This window comes from Dechloromonas aromatica RCB, assembly GCF_000012425.1.
On record NC_007298.1, the window covers coordinates 1,425,055 to 1,444,329 of the forward strand.

Annotated in this window: 17 protein-coding genes and 7 tRNA genes; 11 read left to right on the forward strand and 13 right to left on the reverse strand. The window is 55.0% G+C overall.

The window, feature by feature from the left end; genetic code table 11:
• Positions 1 to 31: 31 nt before the first annotated feature.
• The 3 genes from DARO_RS06795 to DARO_RS06805 all read right to left on the reverse strand — a co-directional run bounded on the left by DARO_RS06795 (position 32) and on the right by DARO_RS06805 (position 2,140).
• The gene (locus DARO_RS06795; RefSeq protein ID WP_011287070.1) at positions 32 to 673 is read right to left on the reverse strand and encodes a hypothetical protein; all 642 of its coding nucleotides are present in this window, start codon (positions 671 to 673) and stop codon (positions 32 to 34) included.
• On the reverse strand, positions 666 to 1,487 hold the full coding sequence (locus tag DARO_RS06800; protein ID WP_011287071.1) for a helix-turn-helix domain-containing protein: 822 nt from the start codon (positions 1,485 to 1,487) through the stop codon (positions 666 to 668). Before DARO_RS06800 ends, DARO_RS06795 begins: the two co-directional genes overlap by 8 nt.
• Before the next feature lie 89 nt (positions 1,488 to 1,576).
• Complete coding sequence (locus DARO_RS06805; protein ID WP_011287072.1) at positions 1,577 to 2,140, reverse strand: recombinase family protein; 564 nt, start codon at positions 2,138 to 2,140, stop codon at positions 1,577 to 1,579.
• 217 nt (positions 2,141 to 2,357) lie between these two features.
• On the opposite strand from DARO_RS06805, the gene DARO_RS06810 reads away from it, so the two are divergent.
• The 6 genes from DARO_RS06810 (at position 2,358) to DARO_RS06840 (ending at position 11,168) form a co-directional block, all read left to right on the forward strand.
• The gene (locus DARO_RS06810; protein WP_041224255.1) at positions 2,358 to 3,071 is read left to right on the forward strand and encodes a hypothetical protein; all 714 of its coding nucleotides are present in this window, start codon (positions 2,358 to 2,360) and stop codon (positions 3,069 to 3,071) included.
• A 412-nt stretch (positions 3,072 to 3,483) separates the two neighbouring features.
• Positions 3,484 to 5,100 (forward strand): hypothetical protein, encoded by a 1,617-nt coding sequence (locus DARO_RS06815; protein WP_011287074.1) that lies wholly within the window; start codon positions 3,484 to 3,486, stop codon positions 5,098 to 5,100.
• 708 nt (positions 5,101 to 5,808) lie between these two features.
• A complete protein-coding gene (locus tag DARO_RS06825) occupies positions 5,809 to 6,378 on the forward strand; it encodes a hypothetical protein (protein WP_157037148.1) in 570 nt (189 codons plus the stop codon).
• Between the two features lie 432 nt (positions 6,379 to 6,810).
• Entirely contained in the window at positions 6,811 to 7,788 is a 978-nt protein-coding gene (locus tag DARO_RS06830) for an ABC transporter permease (RefSeq protein WP_011287076.1), read from the forward strand.
• Positions 7,788 to 9,191, forward strand: coding sequence for an ABC transporter permease (locus tag DARO_RS06835; protein ID WP_041224794.1), 1,404 nt, complete (start codon positions 7,788 to 7,790; stop codon positions 9,189 to 9,191). Before DARO_RS06830 ends, DARO_RS06835 begins: the two co-directional genes overlap by 1 nt.
• Positions 9,192 to 11,168, forward strand: a complete 1,977-nt coding sequence (locus DARO_RS06840; RefSeq protein ID WP_011287078.1) for an ABC transporter ATP-binding protein — start codon at positions 9,192 to 9,194, stop codon at positions 11,166 to 11,168.
• A 1-nt stretch (position 11,169) separates the two neighbouring features.
• Here DARO_RS06840 and DARO_RS06845 read toward each other — a convergent pair whose 3' ends face one another.
• From DARO_RS06845 to gltX, 8 genes are all read right to left on the reverse strand, one after another.
• Positions 11,170 to 12,582: a transglycosylase SLT domain-containing protein gene (locus tag DARO_RS06845; RefSeq protein WP_497463037.1), complete on the reverse strand. Its 1,413-nt coding sequence runs from the start codon at positions 12,580 to 12,582 to the stop codon at positions 11,170 to 11,172.
• A gap of 242 nt (positions 12,583 to 12,824) precedes the next feature.
• Positions 12,825 to 12,901 (reverse strand) — tRNA-Asp (locus DARO_RS06850).
• A gap of 27 nt (positions 12,902 to 12,928) precedes the next feature.
• A tRNA-Glu gene (locus DARO_RS06855) sits at positions 12,929 to 13,004 on the reverse strand.
• A 38-nt stretch (positions 13,005 to 13,042) separates the two neighbouring features.
• Positions 13,043 to 13,118 (reverse strand) — tRNA-Ala (locus DARO_RS06860).
• An 85-nt stretch (positions 13,119 to 13,203) separates the two neighbouring features.
• Positions 13,204 to 13,280, reverse strand: a tRNA-Asp gene (locus DARO_RS06865).
• Between the two features lie 27 nt (positions 13,281 to 13,307).
• A tRNA-Glu gene (locus tag DARO_RS06870) sits at positions 13,308 to 13,383 on the reverse strand.
• Between the two features lie 23 nt (positions 13,384 to 13,406).
• Positions 13,407 to 13,482, reverse strand: a tRNA-Ala gene (locus tag DARO_RS06875).
• A gap of 64 nt (positions 13,483 to 13,546) precedes the next feature.
• Positions 13,547 to 14,941, reverse strand: coding sequence for a glutamate--tRNA ligase (gene gltX / locus DARO_RS06880; protein WP_011287080.1), 1,395 nt, complete (start codon positions 14,939 to 14,941; stop codon positions 13,547 to 13,549).
• Between the two features lie 95 nt (positions 14,942 to 15,036).
• On the opposite strand from gltX, the gene DARO_RS06885 reads away from it, so the two are divergent.
• Positions 15,037 to 15,111, forward strand: a tRNA-Val gene (locus tag DARO_RS06885).
• A 180-nt stretch (positions 15,112 to 15,291) separates the two neighbouring features.
• On the opposite strand, the gene DARO_RS06890 is transcribed toward DARO_RS06885, so the two are convergent.
• Complete coding sequence (locus DARO_RS06890) at positions 15,292 to 15,546, reverse strand: helix-turn-helix domain-containing protein (protein WP_011287081.1); 255 nt, start codon at positions 15,544 to 15,546, stop codon at positions 15,292 to 15,294.
• A gap of 124 nt (positions 15,547 to 15,670) precedes the next feature.
• Between DARO_RS06890 and DARO_RS22185 the strand changes: the two genes are divergently transcribed.
• The 4 genes from DARO_RS22185 (at position 15,671) to DARO_RS06905 (ending at position 18,676) form a co-directional block, all read left to right on the forward strand.
• Entirely contained in the window at positions 15,671 to 15,955 is a 285-nt protein-coding gene (locus DARO_RS22185; protein WP_011287082.1) for a hypothetical protein, read from the forward strand.
• Entirely contained in the window at positions 15,948 to 17,183 is a 1,236-nt protein-coding gene (locus tag DARO_RS06895; RefSeq protein ID WP_011287083.1) for a site-specific integrase, read from the forward strand. Before DARO_RS22185 ends, DARO_RS06895 begins: the two co-directional genes overlap by 8 nt.
• A gap of 86 nt (positions 17,184 to 17,269) precedes the next feature.
• The gene (locus tag DARO_RS06900) at positions 17,270 to 18,025 is read left to right on the forward strand and encodes an HD domain-containing protein (protein ID WP_198134113.1); all 756 of its coding nucleotides are present in this window, start codon (positions 17,270 to 17,272) and stop codon (positions 18,023 to 18,025) included.
• A 12-nt stretch (positions 18,026 to 18,037) separates the two neighbouring features.
• Positions 18,038 to 18,676, forward strand: coding sequence for a hypothetical protein (locus DARO_RS06905; RefSeq protein WP_011287085.1), 639 nt, complete (start codon positions 18,038 to 18,040; stop codon positions 18,674 to 18,676).
• A gap of 219 nt (positions 18,677 to 18,895) precedes the next feature.
• Here the strand turns inward: DARO_RS06905 and DARO_RS06910 are convergent, their stop codons facing one another.
• Complete coding sequence (locus DARO_RS06910; RefSeq protein ID WP_011287086.1) at positions 18,896 to 19,237, reverse strand: integration host factor subunit alpha; 342 nt, start codon at positions 19,235 to 19,237, stop codon at positions 18,896 to 18,898.
• Positions 19,238 to 19,275 lie beyond the last annotated feature (38 nt).

Here is a 19,275-nt window from a genome sequence, read left to right on the forward strand (position 1 = left end):
GTAGGAATCGAATCCCTACGAATCTTGGAGGCTACTGCCCAAACTTTTCCTTAAGCCGCTCGTACTCTTTTCGCTCGCGCTCTACCTGTGCGGCACGACAATGGGCTTCGTATGCTTTGTATTCCGGTGAATCCCTGCCCATCAGGTCTGGTGTTTGGACGATCCCCCAGTGTTCGACGATCTGCTGCCACGCCTTTGCAGCATCCTGAACGAGTTCTCGCCAGTGCGTTCTCTGCTCTTGAGTCCTCTTGTCGCTATCGAACCTTGACCGATCATTTCCGTGCCATGGAAGAACATTCCTAGCATTGGAGTGCCACCACCCTTGTAGATTTTCACCGTGCCGCTCCATTGCTGGTGCGAGCACATACGACGAAAACCCGGAGAGGTATTGTGAGCGACAATAGGCAAACAACTTGTAGGCGGTCTTGAGTTCGTTATGTTTGCCTTTCAGGTGCCTGATCAGATGATATGCAGTGTCATCGGTCGGACGAGCGCCCTGATCGACCTGTCGCCCGCTAGACAACTCAACCCAAGGAAGTGAAGGGTAGTGCTCCCCAAGTTGAAATGGGACTTCCTTTACTTCAGGGACATTGGCCTTTTCCCACAACTCATACACATCGGACCATTTCGGCCAGCCCTTGGAATGCTCGTCAATCCAGCTTCGATTACTCATCCTCATCCTCATCGCGATCTAGTGGCTCCAATACAGCAAGTGGAACGGACAAAAGAGCAATCGATCCGGCGCGGATAAACGCGTGCTCTCCATCGCTATCGATAATTCGATAACGGTCGGATTGCTGTGGCGCCATTTCGAGCATGTAGAGGACGTGTCCACATTGCCCTGTGTCGTCCATGTCGTCTGGCTCGTCTACATCAACCTCTAGAGCCATAGGAGATCCGCCCCCGATGAAATGGAGAAGGACGCTACATGCCTCCTCTTCAGTTTCTTTGGAGTCCGACTCATCCCTGACCGCACCAGCAGGAGAGACGTCGAACAAGAAGTGACAGAAGTCCAACTCGGCTAGGTTCAGTGCCCAGCGACGATCTTCCGTGTCGAAGACCACGAATGATGCAGACTCGGAATCGCTGTTTTCCTCTTGAATCAGACCATACAGCCGCGACTGCTCAGTAGACGATATTCTGAACAACATGGGTGCGTTATGGCCTTTGAGCAGAACCTTGAAGGTCCATTCACGCGGATCACCTTCGATTCCCGATTCTCGTAGCTTCTGCCATGCCTCATCAGGAAACGTATGCGAGGCGTTCATTTCCCTTTCAGCAGACTTCAGTGCTTTGGTTGCCCCCGGAAATACGACCTCCATTGGCTTCTGCAAGGCAGCGCAGAGCTTCGCCGCCATTTCTAGTTTGGCTGCGATTTGGCCGGATTCGATCCGTTGAATCTGCTGCTGGCTTGTTCCCACTGCCTCAGCAAGTTGCCGCTGCGATAGCTTGAGCGCCTTTCGAAACTGTTGAACCCGATTTTTCATCTCGCCTCAAAAACACTTAACCGTGTAACAACACTTTGCGCTAAACGCAAAACCGTGTCAATACACATTTTCTTGAATGAAAGGAGCAGCTAGTCGATTGAACGGTTCAGGTATTGGTACAGTGTTTCCCGGCTGATGCCGAAGTCACGCGCGACGGCTGCTTTCTTGTCGCCATTGGCTACCCTGCGTCGAATCTCTTGGGCTTGTTCCTCGGTCATCTTCTTCTTGCCGCCTTTGTAAGCACCTGCGGCCTTGGCAATGGCGATCCCTTCACGCTGTCGCTCAAGGATGATGGAACGCTCGAACTCGGCTACCGCTCCCAGCATGGACAGAAGCAGGTTAGCCATTGGCGAGTCGTCGCCGGTGAAGGTCAGGTTTTCCTTGTGCGACTTCACAACGACGCCACGCCCCGTCAGTTCCTTGATGATCTTACGGAGGTCGTCCAGGTTGCGCCCTAGCCGATCAAGGCTATGGATGTGCAGGGTGTCCCCCTTGCGGAGATGTTTCAGGCAAGCCTCAAGTTGGGGGCGGGATGTGTCCTTGCCACTGGCCTTGTCCTCGAAGACTTCATCCAGCGTTACGCCTTCAAGCTGACGCGCCGTGTTCTGGACGAGGGTGCTTACTCTGAGGTAGCCGACGTTTTGACCTGACATGATGCTCTCCTGTTGAATGATGTGTCAGGACAAAGTCTAAGAAGCTGTATAGATAGTGTCAAGTTGATTTTTAAACAACTTAGATTGGACACATATTCTGTCAGGCCAATGTGTGGTGTCAGGCTACACCCCAATCTGACAAACCGGTGATCATGTCATTGGGTTAGAGATGCGATACGATAGAAGCTCCCATTTGACGTCAAACCTACGTTCCGCCATGGCAACAACTTTACTTTTCGTTGATGCAGACAACCAACCGCCGATCCTGGCCTCAACGCTCACCCGGTTTTTAAAGACCATTGGCCGAAACTCCGCGAAGGCTTTTGTCGCTGGAAACGGTGTGGGGGACCGAGTACGGAACTGGGAGGCCGCACTCAAGGAAGCTGTACCGGGAATTGAAGTCTCCTGTCACATAGCCCCCATCAGGAAACAATCAGCCGATGTAAGGCTAATGTTTGAGCTTGCCACCTTCTACCATGGCGAACCCGATCCCTCTGTCTTGCTTGCCGTCTTCTCACGGGATGACCTACTGGTTGCGGCAACAGAGGCTCTTGTACAGAGAGGGCACAACGCGATGATTGTGATTGGCGCAGGGTCGAATGGCATGGCGCTGAACACCGATGTGCCAGTGGTCGTCCTAACTACACCGCAGCAGGTAAACACCCAACCAGCCGTAAACCCTACAACCCTACCATCTACCACTACCGCTGTTCAGCCAGCAAACAAGCCAGACAGCCAACTTGTTGCCGCAGCCATTACCAAGATACGTCAGCAACTCAAACCCAATAAGCAAGGTGGATACGCAGCATCGGCAGTGGGTCAGGTTCTCTCCCAACTTGGTCACGACAAGGCTATGCGAACCAAGATCGTTAAACAGATTCCGAATCTGAAAGAGGTTGGAACGGGGCCTGAGAAACGGCTGGTCTTCTAGGCTTGCAGAGAGTGCCTATTGAGTAGTACCTACCGAAACGCAGGAACTGCCAATTAATGTAAATCATTGATTTAATTATATTTGTATAGCCTGACTGCTTCAACAACACGTCGGAAAAACAACCATGTGCATCAAGCTCTGAGGTTGGGAGCGGTGCTACAACGAAGAAGGTCTGCCTAGCGGTGGCTGATCAGGTCGTTGGTGCTGCTATAGGGTCGCCTTGCGCGGCCCTTTTTGTTATCTGAAAGACTTCTCGGTAGGATTCGCCTGGGAGATCGAGGGGGGCACGGGGGGGAGTCGCCGCCCTAGGGATTCAAGGAGGGGCCTCGGATTTTTGTGACTGAAGGAAAAACGATCACCCATTATTCATATAATGTTGGGATAAATACTGCGCGTGCATAGGGGTGTTGTGATGAGTCAATGGGATTCAAGGATTAGAGACCATGCTGTTTGGAGCGAATTACAACAAACAGGGGTTTCTATCGACAGAGCTTTGGAGCGTGGTATTACCGATGCAGAGTGGGTTGCCGGCCTGGAACGTTCTCGTCTAGTAATTGCAGCCGTTGGCAAAAGATTGTCATCTACTGACCCGCAACTTGTTCCCCCAGGAACACTCGGCCAACTGAACAACCAACTGAACGCCATGAGGGGGCAGATAGACTCCTTCACGCAAAATGGCAATGGTCAACACATCATAAATGGCAATGCTAATGCCGATGAGATACTGATTTATCTTGGGTCTATTCCCGGCTCAACGCCATCGGAGGACTTAACAGTTATTAGCGAGGCAGCGTCTAATTTCAGAAAGGTCTTGGAAGGTTATCTTCAGGGGGCGCTACAAACCCAACGCGAATTGGAGGCAGTCAGCAAAACGAACTTTGAGCGACTTACTGCTTTGGAGGTCGCTTTAACCAACGAACAATCCCGGCTTTCTGCTCTTTTGAATGACCAGCAGTCCCAATTTTCATCAATGCAGGACCGCCGAGCAAGTGAGTTTTCCTCGGCCCATTCAGAGAATCAGGCAAAGTTTATTGCTGCGCTCTCTGAGCAACAGACACAGTTCTCTGCTGAACAAGATAGTCGTCGAACTGCTTTTTCTGAGTCTCAGCGAGAAAGCCAGGAAAAGGTTCTTGCCCTATTAACTGAATACTCAGAGAAACTCAAAAAACATGAATCTGAATATTCCGAGCAACGCGATTTGCTTGAGGAAAAACACCAGGAACATGTTCAGCTTCTTACGGCAAGCTATGAGGGAACTGCTGCTGGGATACTCAAACAAATTGAAAAACACAGAAGCGACGTTGAAAGCTTGCTGGGGGTAATCGGCAATCTCGGTGTCACCTCTGGTTATCTGAAGGTGGCCAATCACGCCCGAATGATGCTTTATATTTGGCAGGGGGTTACCGTACTTGCCCTTATTGGGTTGATCATAGTCGCCTTCAAGGTCGCTTTCCCCTCGAACACTCCAGAGGAGAGCTACCACGAAAAGATTGCCATGCTGGAAAAAGCTGTGAAAGTGGCTTCTTCAGAAATGGCCAGCAAAGATAAAACGCCCCCAGAAACGATTAAGTCAGGCCAAAAGGCGATCACGGCAGACAAGGGAGAGAATGCTGCTACACCAGACATCTCCAGCAAAAACAAATTAAGTCCAGAAACAACTCGGCCAGATGAAAAATCCGAATTGAGGGATGCTGCCTTCTATCAGGGTTTTGCCACCCGAGCTTTTCTATCGATTACCTTCGGTATTTTTGCCGCCTATGCTGCTCGACAGGCCAGCAGATTCTTTGAGACTGAACAAAAGAATAGACGACGTGCCCTTGAACTCGAAGCATTAGGGCCATTTATTGAACCGCTCGACAAAGAGCAGCGGGACCAGTTCAGGCTGCAAATAGGCGAACGCTCCTTTGCTGTTCCAGAAAAAGAGCCTCCAACCCACAAAGATGACGATCCAGTAACGGCCCTGTCACTTTTGAAACCCAAGGAGTTGCTTGACGGTGTCGTCAACATCATCAAGGCCGCAAAATCCTAGGCGGGTATATGGCATATCGAGGGAATGAAGTTCTCGCCATGATGGCAATTCGCAATCGGAATCTATCAATGGCTGTGGAACATCTGTTGGGATTTGTACCAGCCTTTAGCAGACAACCGGATTGAGGATGGTGAGATAAGGTTCTTGGACCTGTGGCTGGCGCAGTATCCGGAAGTCACTACTGCTTAGCCTGGAAAGCTGATTGCCGACCGAGTACGGGCAGTGTTGGCTGATGGGATCATCACGGATACCGAACGTAGTGATCTACTCGTTACGCTAAAAGAAATCTGTGGCTTCCAGGTAGAAGAGACCGGGGCGGTAGGGGCCGCGATTGCAACCATTCCGTTTGCCACGCTTCTGGGCCTTGGTCTCTGCTACCTTGGACAAGTCCATTTGAATGCCAAGAAACTAGAGTCGGCTGCCGACATTGGTTGTTTCATGCGAGCTTCAATTCCTCCTGAGATTCGGAGATAGGGTGATATAGCCCCAAGGGGGGAATTCGCCTGTTTGTCTTTCAAGAGAGGGGGCTCGCAATTTTCCGCCAAAATTAATTCATACCTCACTTGTTGGACTTGGTCGCACTGTCCAAAGACGAGCGTCATATGAATGACCTAAGTGAATGCCGGTCGTCACAGATAATGAGGATTACCGAAGCCCATTTGTCCTATGCAATAATCCTATTTTATTTAAGTTAGATTGGGAGTTGGGATGTCAAAGGGAAAAAAGCCTTCCTCGTCATCAGTAAAGGCAAAAAAAGGATCTCAGAATGCGAAAGGCCGAGGAGTTAGTGAGGTTTTGACTGATTTCAACAAGGGGCTGGAGGAGTTACTGAAAGCTGGATTGAGTCTTGATCAGTTGTATGGCCTCTTAAACAAGGCGGCTAACTCGGACGTTGGGAGGGCTATTCTGGAGGAGGTGTTTAAAGTCATATCGTCTGGATTCCTTTCCTTCGTCACTCTCAAAGTCGAACAAGCAAACCAGAATCCAAGCGCAGACGAGGCGCTGGACATGCAAATAGAGGTGCTCAAGGTCTACCGGAATTGTCTGGAGCTTGCTGAGGAGCTTGTAAGGCAATGCGGAGTGATTGACTACAGCGCTCGGGACTTGTCGCCGGAAAGACGTCTTTCTTACACATCTGCACTACAGCAATATGCATCAGCAGTTTTTAGGGAGCACTCAGTAGATGTGAAGTGGGCTGTAAGTGAGGCGATGCTCCATGCAACGCTCTCGTCGGACCTAAATGAAAAGATCGATAAACGCGGAGCAAGAAAAATCTAGGTGGAGCAGGGGGGTAGAGTAGATACAGCTTCCTTCGCGACATGCAGCCCGTGAATCAAAACTGAGCAGTTGTGAGCTTGCGAGCGATGGCAGTGCAAGGCTAAAATTGTCGCCGTTCTTGGGAACAAATCTGGGAACAATTATGTGGTGACGTGCTCGGAAACCCGCATAGCTTCGTTGTTTGTCGGAGAGTTGTGTAAATCCCACCCTCTCCGCCAGCACCCGAACAAGCCACATTATTTATGTCAAAACAACGACTTGGATATGTGGCTTTTTCTTTTTGTCTGTTGGCCTTTTGCTTCAGTCGCCTTCGGACGGGACGCAGTATAACCGACGCTTAAAATTGTCCTGTCAGAGGTATGTAAAGCTTTGTGTGCTTCCTTGCATGCCTTGCCTTAGCACTTATGGCCAGCTCTTGGCATAATCGGGGCAATGCTCGCTTACATCGTTCGCCGTCTTCTTTACGCCCTGCCGATCCTGATCGGGGTAAATCTCGTTACCTTTGCCCTGTTCTTCGTGGTCAATACGCCGGATGACATGGCGCGCATGCAGCTCGGCGTGAAGCGGGTGACGCCGGAGGCGATCCAGAAATGGAAGGTCGAGCGTGGCTACGACAAGCCGCTGCTGATTAACGCTGAGGCCTCGGGCCTGTCGACAGTCACCGATACCGTGTTTTTCCAGAAATCGGCACGCATGTTCGTTGGTGACTTTGGCCGTGCCGAGGATGGACGGGACATTGCCCGCGAGATCAGCGGACGCATGGGGCCGTCCTTGGCCATCGCGCTACCAACCTTTGTTCTGGGCTTGCTTGTCACGGTCACTTTTGCCCTGACTCTGGCTTTTTTCCGCGCGACGGCTTTTGATTTCTGGGGTGTCGTGCTGTGTGTGGCGATGATGTCGATCTCGGGTCTGTTTTACATCATCGGCGGGCAATACCTGATCAGCAAGCTCTGGCGTCTGGTGCCGATTTCAGGTTTTGGTGCCGGGCTGGAAGCCTGGCGTTTTTTGATCCTGCCAGTAGCGATTGGGGTGATTTCCGGCATCGGCTCCTCGACTCGCTGGTACCGGACCATCTTCCTCGAAGAGGTCAGCAAGGATTATGTTCGTACGGCTCGCGCCAAGGGCCTGCCGGAAACGGTGGTTTTCTTCCGTCACGTGCTGCGCAATGCGCTGATTCCAATCCTGACCGGCGTCGTCGTGGTCATTCCGCTGCTCTTCATGGGGTCGCTGCTGACGGAGTCCTTCTTCGGTATTCCCGGCCTTGGTAGTTACACCATCGATGCGATCAATGCACAGGACTTTTCTGTGGTGCGTTCGATGGTTTTCATCGGCTCGGCGCTCTATATCGTCGGCCTGATCCTGACCGATATTTCCTACACGCTGGTTGATCCGCGGATCCGGTTCGAATGATGGGCTTTCAGATTGTCGTGCTCTGGTCGGATGTGCTGATCTGGTTGCTGGTGGTAGCCGGAGTCGGCGTCGGTTTTCTGATTGCCAATAATCCGCCGCTGCTTGCGGCGTGGCGCCGGGTTGGGGCGAGCCGTGTCGGCATGGCCTCGGCAACGGTGCTGCTAGTTTTCATCCTGATTGGATTGCTGGATTCGCTGCACTACCGGGCGCAGCTGGAAAGTAAGGCAGGGCAGAAGGCAAGCTATGCCATCGAGGTGTTGTCGGTGCTCGATGCGCTGGCGGTGCCGCTGCGCTCGCGCAATGAAAAAACCTATTCCGAGCCGTTTGCTACCCGGCTTTACTCGAAGGAAACCATCGATGTCCCGGGGCAGGGTTCGGTACGTGACTATCCACGCCTGAAGTACGGTGGCAAGCATCTTGGCGAACGCGAGGATGAGGTGGCCGCCGACGCCGGGTTCACGGCTTTCCGTGCGGCCGGGCTGGCCTTTGTTGGCTGGGCGATGCTGGCGGCTCTCGCCGCCGCTGTGGTGGCTCGTGGCTCGGCTATGGCCGAGGCCTCCGGATGGCAAAGAATCTGGCGTGGCGAGACGGTCTTCGCCTGGGATGCCGTGCTGATCACGTTTGGCTTTATCTTGCTGTGCATCGTGCCGCTGTTCTGGCTGGCCGGGCAGTACCATGTCTTCGGCACCGACAAGGTGGGCCAGGATGTGCTCTACCAGGTTCTGAAAAGCGTGCGTACGGGGCTGATTATCGGCCTGGTGACAACGCTGGTCATGCTGCCGATGGCGGTACTGCTCGGCATTGTTGCCGGCTATTTCCGCGGCTGGGTCGATGACGTGATTCAGTACATTTATACCGTACTCAACTCGATTCCCGGCGTCCTGTTGATCGCCGCTGCAGTGCTGATGATGCAAGTGGTTATCGACACGCATCCGGAGTGGTTCTCGACCGCCGCCGAGCGGGCTGACCTGCGCCTGCTGGCGCTCTGCTTCATTCTCGGTATCACCAGCTGGACAGGGCTGTGCCGCCTGCTGCGTGGCGAAACGCTGAAGCTGCGCGAACTGGAATACATCCAGGCGGCGCAGGCCTTTGGCGTATCAAGCTGGCGCATTATTGTTCGTCACATCCTGCCCAACCTGATGCATATCGTCATTATCTCGCTGGTCATGGATTTCTCCGGGCTGGTGCTGGCCGAAGCCGTGCTGTCCTACGTCGGTATCGGTGTCGATCCAACGATGACCAGCTTCGGCACCATGATCAACAACGCCCGCATGGAACTGGGGCGCGAGCCGGTCGTCTGGTGGTCGCTGGCTGCAGCATTCTCGGCGATGTTCATCCTGGTGCTGGCCGCCAACCTGTTCGCCGATGCCGTACGCGATGCATTCGACCCGAGGGCTACATAGATGCTGAAGGTCGAAAATCTCCGCCTGGGCTTCACGGCCGGCAAGAAAACGCTGGCGGCAGTGGACGGCATTTCCTTCGCCATTGCCAAAGGCGAGACGTTTGCGCTGCTTGGTGAATCCGGCTGTGGCAAGTCGGCGACCGCGCAGGGCATCATGCGCTTGCTGCCCGCCGCCGGGCGTATCCTGAACGGCAGGGTCACGCTGGATGGCGAGGAGCTGCTGAGCCTGCCAGAGGCCGATATGCGCGCCTACCGCGGCGGCCGGATGGCGATGATCTTTCAGGAACCGGCAACCAGCCTGAATCCTGTGCTCACGGTCGGCCAGCAGATTGGTGAAATGCTGGCCCGGCATCTTGGCACGGGCGGCGTGGAAGCGACTGAGCGCATGGTCGATCTGCTGCGTCAGGTCGGGATTGCCGACCCCGAGCGCCGCCTGACCGAATATCCGTTCCAGCTATCCGGTGGCATGAAACAGCGGGTCATGATCGCCATCGCCCTGGCTGGCGAGCCGGAGTTGTTGATTGCCGACGAGCCGACCACCGCGCTTGATGTCACGGTTCAGGCGCAGATTCTCGATTTGCTGGCCAAACTGCAGGCCGAGCGTGGCATGGGCATGCTGCTGATTACCCACGATCTCGGCGTCGTCGCGCGGATGGCCCATCGCATCGGTGTCATGTACGCCGGCGAGTTGGTCGAAGTGGCCAGCCGTGAGGAATTTTTCACCCGGCCGCGCCATCCTTATACGCAAGCGCTGTTTGAAGCTTTGCCGGATATTTCCCGGCGCGACGTAAGCCTGACAACGATTCCCGGTCAAGTGCCTGCGCTGGCGGCCATGCCGGCTGGTTGTCGTTTTGCCGACCGTTGTCAGTACGTCATGCCGGTTTGCCGCGAACAGTCTCCGCCGTGGCGTGAATCGGCCGTTGGGCATGTGGTGCGCTGTCACTGGCAGGGTGAATCGGTAGCGAGAAATGGGGCTGGGCACGGCATCACTGAGCAAGATCTCACCCCGGGGCGTGCCTTCCTGGAAGTGGCCGACCTCAAGGTTTATTTTCCGATCCGCAAGGGTTTTCTGCAGCGGACAGTGGGCCATGTCCGAGCCGTTGATGGCGTGTCGCTGGCGATTTCCGCCGGGCGCACGCTGGCCCTGGTCGGAGAGTCCGGCTGTGGCAAGACGACGGTGGGCAAGTCGTTGCTGCAGTTGATCCAGCCGACCGCGGGCAGCGTCAGGCTGGGCGATAGCGAACTGGTTGGACTCCAAGGCAAGCGCTTGCGTAGCGCCAGGCGCCATCTGCAGATGGTGTTCCAGGACCCATTTGCCTCGCTGAATCCACGCCTGCGGGTCGGCGAGATTATTGCAGAAGGCATGGGCGCGCTGGGCATCGAGGCTGAGGCAGCAGCGCAAACAGCGGCCGTTGCAGCGTTGCTGCTGCAGGTTGGCCTGCCGGGCGACGCAGTGGACCGCTATCCGCACGAGTTTTCCGGAGGCCAGCGTCAGCGTATCGCCATTGCCCGGGCGCTGGCGGTGCAACCAGAGTTGCTGATCTGTGACGAACCGACCTCGGCGCTCGATGTTTCGGTGCAGGCGCAGATCCTGAATCTGCTGAAGAAATTGCAAAGTGAGCTGGGCGTTGCCTATCTGTTCATTACCCACAACTTTGCGGTTGTCGAATATCTGGCCCACGATGTGGCCGTGATGTATCTGGGGCGTATTGTCGAACGGGGACGTGCGGAGGAGGTTCTGCGCTCACCGCAGCATCCTTACACGAAGGCCTTGCTGTCGGCTGTTCCGGTGCCGCGGCTGGATCGGCCTACCGTGGCCATCAAACTGCCTGGAGAAACCCCGTCGCCGGCCAATCCACCGACCGGGTGTCATTTCCATCCACGTTGTCCTCAGGCAATGGATGTTTGCCGGCAACGCTATCCGCAGGCGACCGAGATTTCAGCCACCCACGCTGTCAGCTGTCATCTGCTGGGTTGAATCAGCGGTGCCGGCTGGGTCCTGATTTGGAGAGCTGGTGGGATGGGCTGCTCTTGACGGGCTTGCTGCTGGCGGGCTTTGTCTTGCCGTGTTCGGCCGCCTTGGTGTGTGCCTTGCTTGGGGCCGGACCGTTTTTTGCCGATTTGCCAGAAGCCTTGGTCGCTGCACGCTCGCTTGAGTGGCTGCCTTTGGTAGCGATCCGGGATTCCGGTCTGTCGCATGCTCTGGCCGAAGACTTGGCGTGCTTGCCAGCCTTGCCACACGGACGGGCAACCCGTTCCGGCTCGATAAAGTGTTGCGGGGTCGAGGTATTGAGCAGGTTGCTCAGACCGCTGCCGCTATCGCCGCCAGGTACCAGTACCGTTGAGCCGGCGCCGAGCCGAACCTTTTCCGAGAGGCTATTGACGCGGGCCAGTTCGCCGGCCGTGGTATCGAAACGGGCAGCAATCTTGTCCAGCCGTTCGGCGGAAGTTACTGTGTAGGCTTGCCACTGGGTGAGCGACGACTGATTGTTTCGCAGGTTGTCGCGGAAGGTGTCGAGCTTGTCGGCCGGGACGACGACCGAGGTGTCGGCCTTGATGATCGGGCGGTTGTGCGAGGGGTTCAGTCGCAGAAACTCGTCCAGCGACATGTTGGCCAGGCGGGCTGCTGTCTTGACATCAATTGGCCGCCGAGTTTCGAGGGTTGCGAAGTACGGCTCATTGGGAATAAAGGGCAGGCCGAGCTGGGCAATCAATGTCGGGTTGCCGAGAATATTCTTTAGCGCCTGCAGTTTCGGAACGTAATGCCGGGTTTCGTTCGGCATCGTCAGGTTTGGATAGTCTGCCGGCAGGCCGCGTGATTCGTTCTTGACGATGGCCCTTTTGACTGCGCCTTCGCCCCAGTTGTAGGAAGCCAGCGCCAGATGCCAGTCGCCGTGCATTTCGTAGATGGCTTGCAGGTAGTCCAGTGCTGCCCCGGTCGAGGCAACGATATCGCGCCGCTCGTCACGCCACCAGTTTTGCTCCAGATTAAAACGCTTGCCGGTCGCTGGAATGAACTGCCACAGGCCGGCCGCGTGTGCCGGCGAATAGGCGTTCGGGTTGAAGGAGCTTTCAACCATCGGCAATAATGCCAGCTCGGTCGGCATGCCGCGGGCCTCAAGTTCCTCGACGATATAGTGCAGGTAGGGGCGGCTGCGCTCGACCATGCGCCGCAGGGCATCTGGGCGGTTCTGGTACCACTGCTGGTAATAGAGGACCAGATCATCGTTGAGATTGGTCATCGCAAAGCCATTGCGAATCCTGTCCCACAGGTTGGTTGCCTGGGTGGTCAGATCAATCGTGTTTGGCAGCTGAGGCGGAACCCGAATTTCCTGCACGGTCAGCACGTCTTCGGTTGCGCTGAAACCGGTATCGCTGAGCGACGGCATCATCAGGGAAAACAGGGATGGTTTATCTGCTGGCTCAGCTAGAGCGGGAGCAACTGGAAGCAGGATTGCCGCGGTCAGGCTGGTAATGCACAGACGGCGAAGAAACGACGAAAGGTTACGTTGCTGCATGAATTGGGGCTTGGGCACGAACCGGTCGACGAAAACCTCGATTATACCCCGGTGCTGTGGGTAGCACTTTTCCGAGCAGGAACAAAAAAACCAGCCGGAGCTGGTTTTTTTATTTTTGGCGGAGTGGACGGGACTCGAACCCGCGACCCCCGGCGTGACAGGCCGGTATTCTAACCAACTGAACTACCACTCCGCGCTTAAACTTTTACTGCCTAATTCTTGGCGTCCCCACGGGGATTCGAACCCCGGTTACCGCCGTGAAAGGGCGGTGTCCTAGGCCTCTAGACGATGGGGACCCGGACTTTCAATCTACAACTACCACCAGTTCGGCGCTTGGTGGAGGTACGCGGGATCGAACCGCGGACCTCTTGCATGCCATGCAAGCGCTCTCCCAGCTGAGCTATACCCCCATTTGAGGACAGCCGAACTGTTTTCAGATATTTGGCTTTGGCCATCTATCCGAAAGAAACCGAAATTCTTCGATTCCTTTAATGTTGGCGGAGTGGACGGGACTCGAACCCGCGACCCCCGGCGTGACAGGCCGGTATTCTAACCAACTGAACTACCACTCCGCGCTTAAACCTTTACTGCCTAATTCTTGGCGTCCCCACGGGGATTCGAACCCCGGTTACCGCCGTGAAAGGGCGGTGTCCTAGGCCTCTAGACGATGGGGACCCGGACTTTATTCTTTCGCACTTTGGTGGAGGTACGCGGGATCGAACCGCGGACCTCTTGCATGCCATGCAAGCGCTCTCCCAGCTGAGCTATACCCCCGCCGCGAAAGAAGGCCGCATTATAGGGACCGTCCTGGTCCTTGTAAAGGGCCTTTCGCTATTTTTTAGAGATAAGCTGCCAGGGTCGCTGCCACCTTGTCGCGCCCGATCAATGCAATCACTGCATCGACAGCCGGGGTTTGTGCCTGTCCAGTCAGAATCACCCGTAGCGGCATCGCTAGTTTGGGCATCTTCAGGCCATGTTTGGTCACGGTTTCCTTGATCAAGGCGTTGATAGCCGGTGCTTCCCAGGTGACTGTGGCGATGCCGGCTGCAAACTCGGCCAGGGCGGGGCGGGCGTCATCGGCAAGGTGTTGGGCCAAAAGTTCCGGGTTGGGCGTCACATGGGCGTAGAACACCTCGACGGCATCGGCCAGGACATTCAGCGTATTGCTGCGGTCGACATACAAAACAACTGCTTTTTCAAGATCCGGGCCGTTGGCCGTATCCACGCCACGCGCTGTCAGTCGGGCTTGAACCTTGGCGGCCAGTTCGGCCGGCGGTAGTTGTTTCATGTAATGCTGGTTCAGCCACAGCAGTTTTTCGGTGTTGAACTGGGCGGCGGAGGCGGTGATGTGGTCAAGGTCGAACCATTCGACGAACTGTTGGCGTGAAAAAACTTCATCATCGCCATGCGACCAGCCAAGACGGGCAAGATAGTTGATCACGGCCTCGGTCAGAAAACCTTCCTCGTCATACTGCATGACAGATACGGCGCCATGGCGCTTTGATAGCTTGGCGCCATCGTCGCCAAGAATCATCGACAGGTGGGCGTAGGTTGGCACTTCTGCGCCCAGCGCCTTGAGGATGTTGATCTGACGCGGGGTATTATTGACGTGGTCGTCACCACGGATGACGTGGGTGATGCCCATATCCCAGTCGTCGACGCAGACGCAGAAATTGTAGGTTGGGGTGCCATCGGCGCGGGCGATGATCAGGTCGTCCAGTTCAGTATTGGCAAACTCGATGCGGCCCTTGACCTGATCGTCCCAAGCCACAACGCCGCCCTGCGGATTCTTGAAGCGAATGACCGGCGGAACATCAGTTGGTGGCACGGGCAGGGCTTTTCCAGCCTCGGGGCGCCAGCGGCCGTCGTAGCGCGGCTTTTCCTTCTTTGCTTCCTGCTCGGCACGCAAGGCATCGAGTTCCTCGCGGGTCGTGTAGCAGTAATAGGCGCTGCCGTTGGCAAGCATCTGCTGGATGACTTCCTTGTAGCGGTCCATGCGCTGCATCTGGTAGAACGGACCTTCGTCATGTTCCAGACCCAGCCATTGCATGCCGTCGAGAATGGCCTGTACGGCTTCCGGCGTCGAGCGAGCAACGTCGGTATCTTCAATGCGCAGGATGAAATCGCCACCGTGGCGTCGGGCATAAGCCCAGGAGAACAGGGCAGTACGGGCGCCGCCGATGTGCAGATAACCGGTGGGACTGGGGGCGAAACGGGTGCGGACTGGCTTCATGGAGTACGGAGTCTATACGTTGGCAAAGCGGGTATTTTAGCCGACCCGCGTTTGACCCGCTGCTCGACTTGTGGTTAAATGCGCGCCTCTTGTGAGGGCGGTTAGCTCAGCGGTAGAGCACTGCCTTCACACGGCAGGGGTCACTGGTTCGATCCCAGTACCGCCCACCAGTCACTGGTCCCTCACGAGAAACCGAAAACCCGCTCAGCGCAAGGCTCAGCGGGTTTTTTGTTTTTGCTCTAACCGCTCCCCCTTACTATTGACGAGGGGGGATGTGACTTTTCTGTGACTAATTTGTGGCTATCCCGTGACCACGAATTTGCCAGTCATTTTTCCCTATCAGAATCTGACTATTGCTCTCCGTGACTGCTTGAGCCGTCTTTCGCATCTGGAACAAATTCAGCTAACTGCTCTAACTTACAGTTGAAGTACTGACAAAGCTTGTCCAGATTGTCGGTCACCGTGCTGTAGCCGCGTTGGTTAACCATTTTGGACAATGTGACGCGATTAATTCCTGTTGCTTGAGACAGCTCAAGCAACGTCACTCTTCGCCCTTCGGTGAAGTGCTTGTCTGCAAGAAGTTCTTGTATGCGAAAACGGATCATTGTTCATTAATCTTAACGTATGTAACAAATGACTTGCAAAGTCCATATTGCGGTGTAAATATATATTTACGTTAGTTCGCTAAAGCGATCTGATGTACTTTTATATAAACAATGTGAGGACGATATGCAGGCCATTCTTAGCTCTACAACTTTCGCAACCGTCAGTAGTGGTCAACCTGGATTTACGTATTTGACTACGGACGAACTTTCTTCACGTATTAAGTACGACTCTCGAACAATTCGGGAGCGCCTTAAAGACAGTGTTTTGTTTGAGGGAGTGCATTACATCCGCCCATTTGGTGGTCGAAAAATTCTCTACATCTGGGAAAAGATCGAAGCTGATATGGGCAGTGCGGCTCGTCAGAGCTTTGCTATCCCGATGGCTAACGGGGGAATTTGCCATGGCTAGCATTCAAGTCAGGAAAGAGACCGGTACGCTGATTATCGATTTTTACTTTCAAGGACAGCGCTGTCGAGAACAAACGATGTTGGCGGATAACCCGGCGAACCGTAAGCGATTGTCAAAGGTACTCGCCAAAATCGAAGAGCAGATTTTCACGGGAGCATTTAACTATCGCGAGTTCTTCCCTGGTGGCAAAAACGCGGGAAAATTCGATCAGCCGGCACCGATGGTTCAAATGACGGTGATCGCCCACGCAGTGGGAGAGCAGGGCGGTGGTAAGACTACGCCGATGTTCAAGGACTTTGCCGAAACCTGGTTCGCAGAGAAATCGGTTGAATGGCGCACATCCCATAAAAAGACTGTTCGGGAAGACATCGACAAGCGCCTGATTCCCCGCTTCGGGGAAAGGATGGTCGGCAACATCACCAAGGCAGACATTCTTGCATTCCGCGCAGACCTCGCCAAAGCTCCAGCACGGAACAAGACCAACCTGTTGTCAAACCCGCGAATCAACAAAATCTTGAATCCGCTGCGGCAAATCCTCTGCGAAGCCGCCGACCGCTTTGATTTTCGCACGCCATTCCAGAACATCAAACAATTGCGGGTGAAACGCACGGATGTCGAGCCGTTCTCTCTGGATGAAGTCAAAAGGATCATCGAGAGCGTTCGACTGGACTTCAAGCAGTACTTCATTGTGCGATTCCTCAGCGGGATGCGGACTGGCGAAGTCCATGGCTTGAAATGGAAGTACGTCGATTTTGAGCGCCGATTGATCCTGGTGCGTGAGACGGTTGTCGACGGTGAAGAAACCTACACCAAGACGGATTCCTCGCAACGCGAAATCCAGATGTCTCAGCAGGTGTACGACGCGCTCAAGGAGCAAGAGAAAGCCACTCGCCATATCTCTGAGTTCGTCTTCTGTAATCGGGAGGGGTTGCCGCTCGACTACAAGAACGTCAATAACCGGGTCTGGAAGCCCTTGTTGCGGCTTCTTGGTCTCAAGGTCCGACGCCCCTATCAATGCCGCCATACGGCAGCCACGCTTTGGCTGGGGGCAGGGGAGAACCCAGAGTGGATTGCTCGCCAACTTGGCCACACCACCACGGAAATGCTCTTTCGCGTTTATTCCCGCTATGTCCCGAATTTGACCCGGCGTGACGGCTCTGCGTTCGAACGCCTGCTGGCCGCCAATCTCGGCCACAACCCGATCACGACCCCGTCCCAAGGAGCTTGACCATGCAATCGCTCGCACCAATTCTTCCGTTTCACTTTCGTGTGATCAGCCTTGCGCGTCTGCCGGCCGCTTCAGGACTGGGCGTTATGAATGAAGCCATGCTCTATCACGATGATGCTCAGTTCAAAGCCTGCTGGACCTCTCGCTACGTGGATACCAGGCTCAAGCGCGGTAGTTGTGTTGCCTTGCGAGGCGCCTGCTTCCATCAATTCAGGGAAGGGCGTCTGCCCGTCAGTCGGCTCGACCTGATCGACAAACCGATTCCGACCATCAATCCCTTCCTGACCATCCCTGCCGCCTGGTTTGCTGACCGTGACACGGTGTGTCGCGCGGCCGCGCTCTGGGAGCAGATGGGGCGTCCCCTACAGCATTTGTTCAATGCGGTGATGTGGGACGGGGGGCGCTTCTATCGCTATGTCACGGGGCCTGTCGGATGCAGCGACTATCCCTGGGAGCATGGGCGCAATTTCAAGCACTCAGTGGTGGTGGCCGAGCAAGCCGCTACGCTGTCGCGGGGTCTATCGGGTATCTCGTCCCCTGTTCTGATCGCCGCCGCATTGCTTCACGATGCAGGCAAGGCCGACGACTACCGGCTGTCAGCGGAGGGCTATGTTCTCTCTGAGCGTGGGCAGTGGGTGGGTTACCAGTACACGATACTCGAGTGGCTGGCTGTGGCACGTACCCGGGTCATTGTTCCGGACTCCCTGTATCTGGCGCTGGTACATGCCTTGATTGCCCGGCGCCATCTCGAGGCACGGGAAACCCCATCGATTGAAGCCAGTGTGTTGGCGACGGCTGATCGATTGAGTTGTGACCCTGTGTTCGATGCGTTGGCCCGCTAGGAGGAGATCTTTATGGAAACCGATATGCTTGAATCACAGGCTTTTGCCTATGGTGTGCTGTTCTCGCTGGCGATTGTTTTGTTTTTTCTAGCGCGTATGGCCACCGAAGATGTCATCCCGATCAACCAACGCGCCAAGCGACTAGCCTTGATTGGGGGGCTCATGGGGGTACTGCTCATGGCCACCGCCAACGTGATGATCTACGTTCGGGTTAGTCAGCAACTGGCCAGTTTCATCGTATTTCCCATGGTGATTGGGGGATGTGTCTGGCTCATGCTTGGTATGCCTTGGTTGTATCGATATTTCGGTGGGTTGCCTAGGACCGAACAAACAGAAGGGCCGCTCATCGGAATTGAAAACGAAACCCGCCGGCAGCAGGCCAAGCTCTGGGAGAAACTCCGGTCCATGCATCATTTCCGTGAAATGCTGAATGGAGACCTGATCAGCCTGGTCACCGGTGATCGAATCTATTGGACGACTAGTGGGGGAGTCCCATGTCTGGCTATCGAGGTCGCCAGTTCGACCTCCCTGGTCGTCAGTCGTGTCGAGACACTGGTCAGATACGTTGAGGTTCAGGGAAATGTTGCGCAACTACTGGTGAACGCTGGTACAGCGAAAGGGGGAGGCAACGATGACTCAGGTCCGATTTAGACAACGTTGTCGGGCCGAGTGGAAACGCCTGAACCCTCGATACGTGGGGGACAGCGATACACCGTGGCAAGCATTTATCCATGCACTGCATGAAGGTGTAATCGGATGCTTCGCCCTGCTGAGATTTGCCTGGTGGATTGTGATTCGATCCTGGCGCGCTTAAATCAATAGGCTCCGATCAAACGGGGCCTATTTTTTTGTCGTGATCTCTGGCGATTGTTACGCAGCTTTCACGGCCTTGAGTGAAAGGTTGGGACTCGACTCGACAGCTGATTTAAGGCAGCCACTGGCATGGAAGGTTACAACTCGACGCGCGGTGATGGGTATTTCCTCACCCGTCTTCGGATTGCGGCCGGGGCGTTCCGGTTTGTTTCGCATGCTAAATACGCCGAAGCCCGCCAGTTTGATCTCCTCGCCACGCTCGAGGCAATCGGACAATTCCTTAAAAAAGGCCTCAACCACTTCCTTGGCTTCACGGTTGTTGAATCCGATCTCGTTGGAGAGGTGTTCGGCCAGGTCTGCTTTGGTTATCGTCATGCTTGCATGGTTTCTGAAGGACATGCGTCGAATTCACGCTCAAAACTGAAAACACAAAAGCC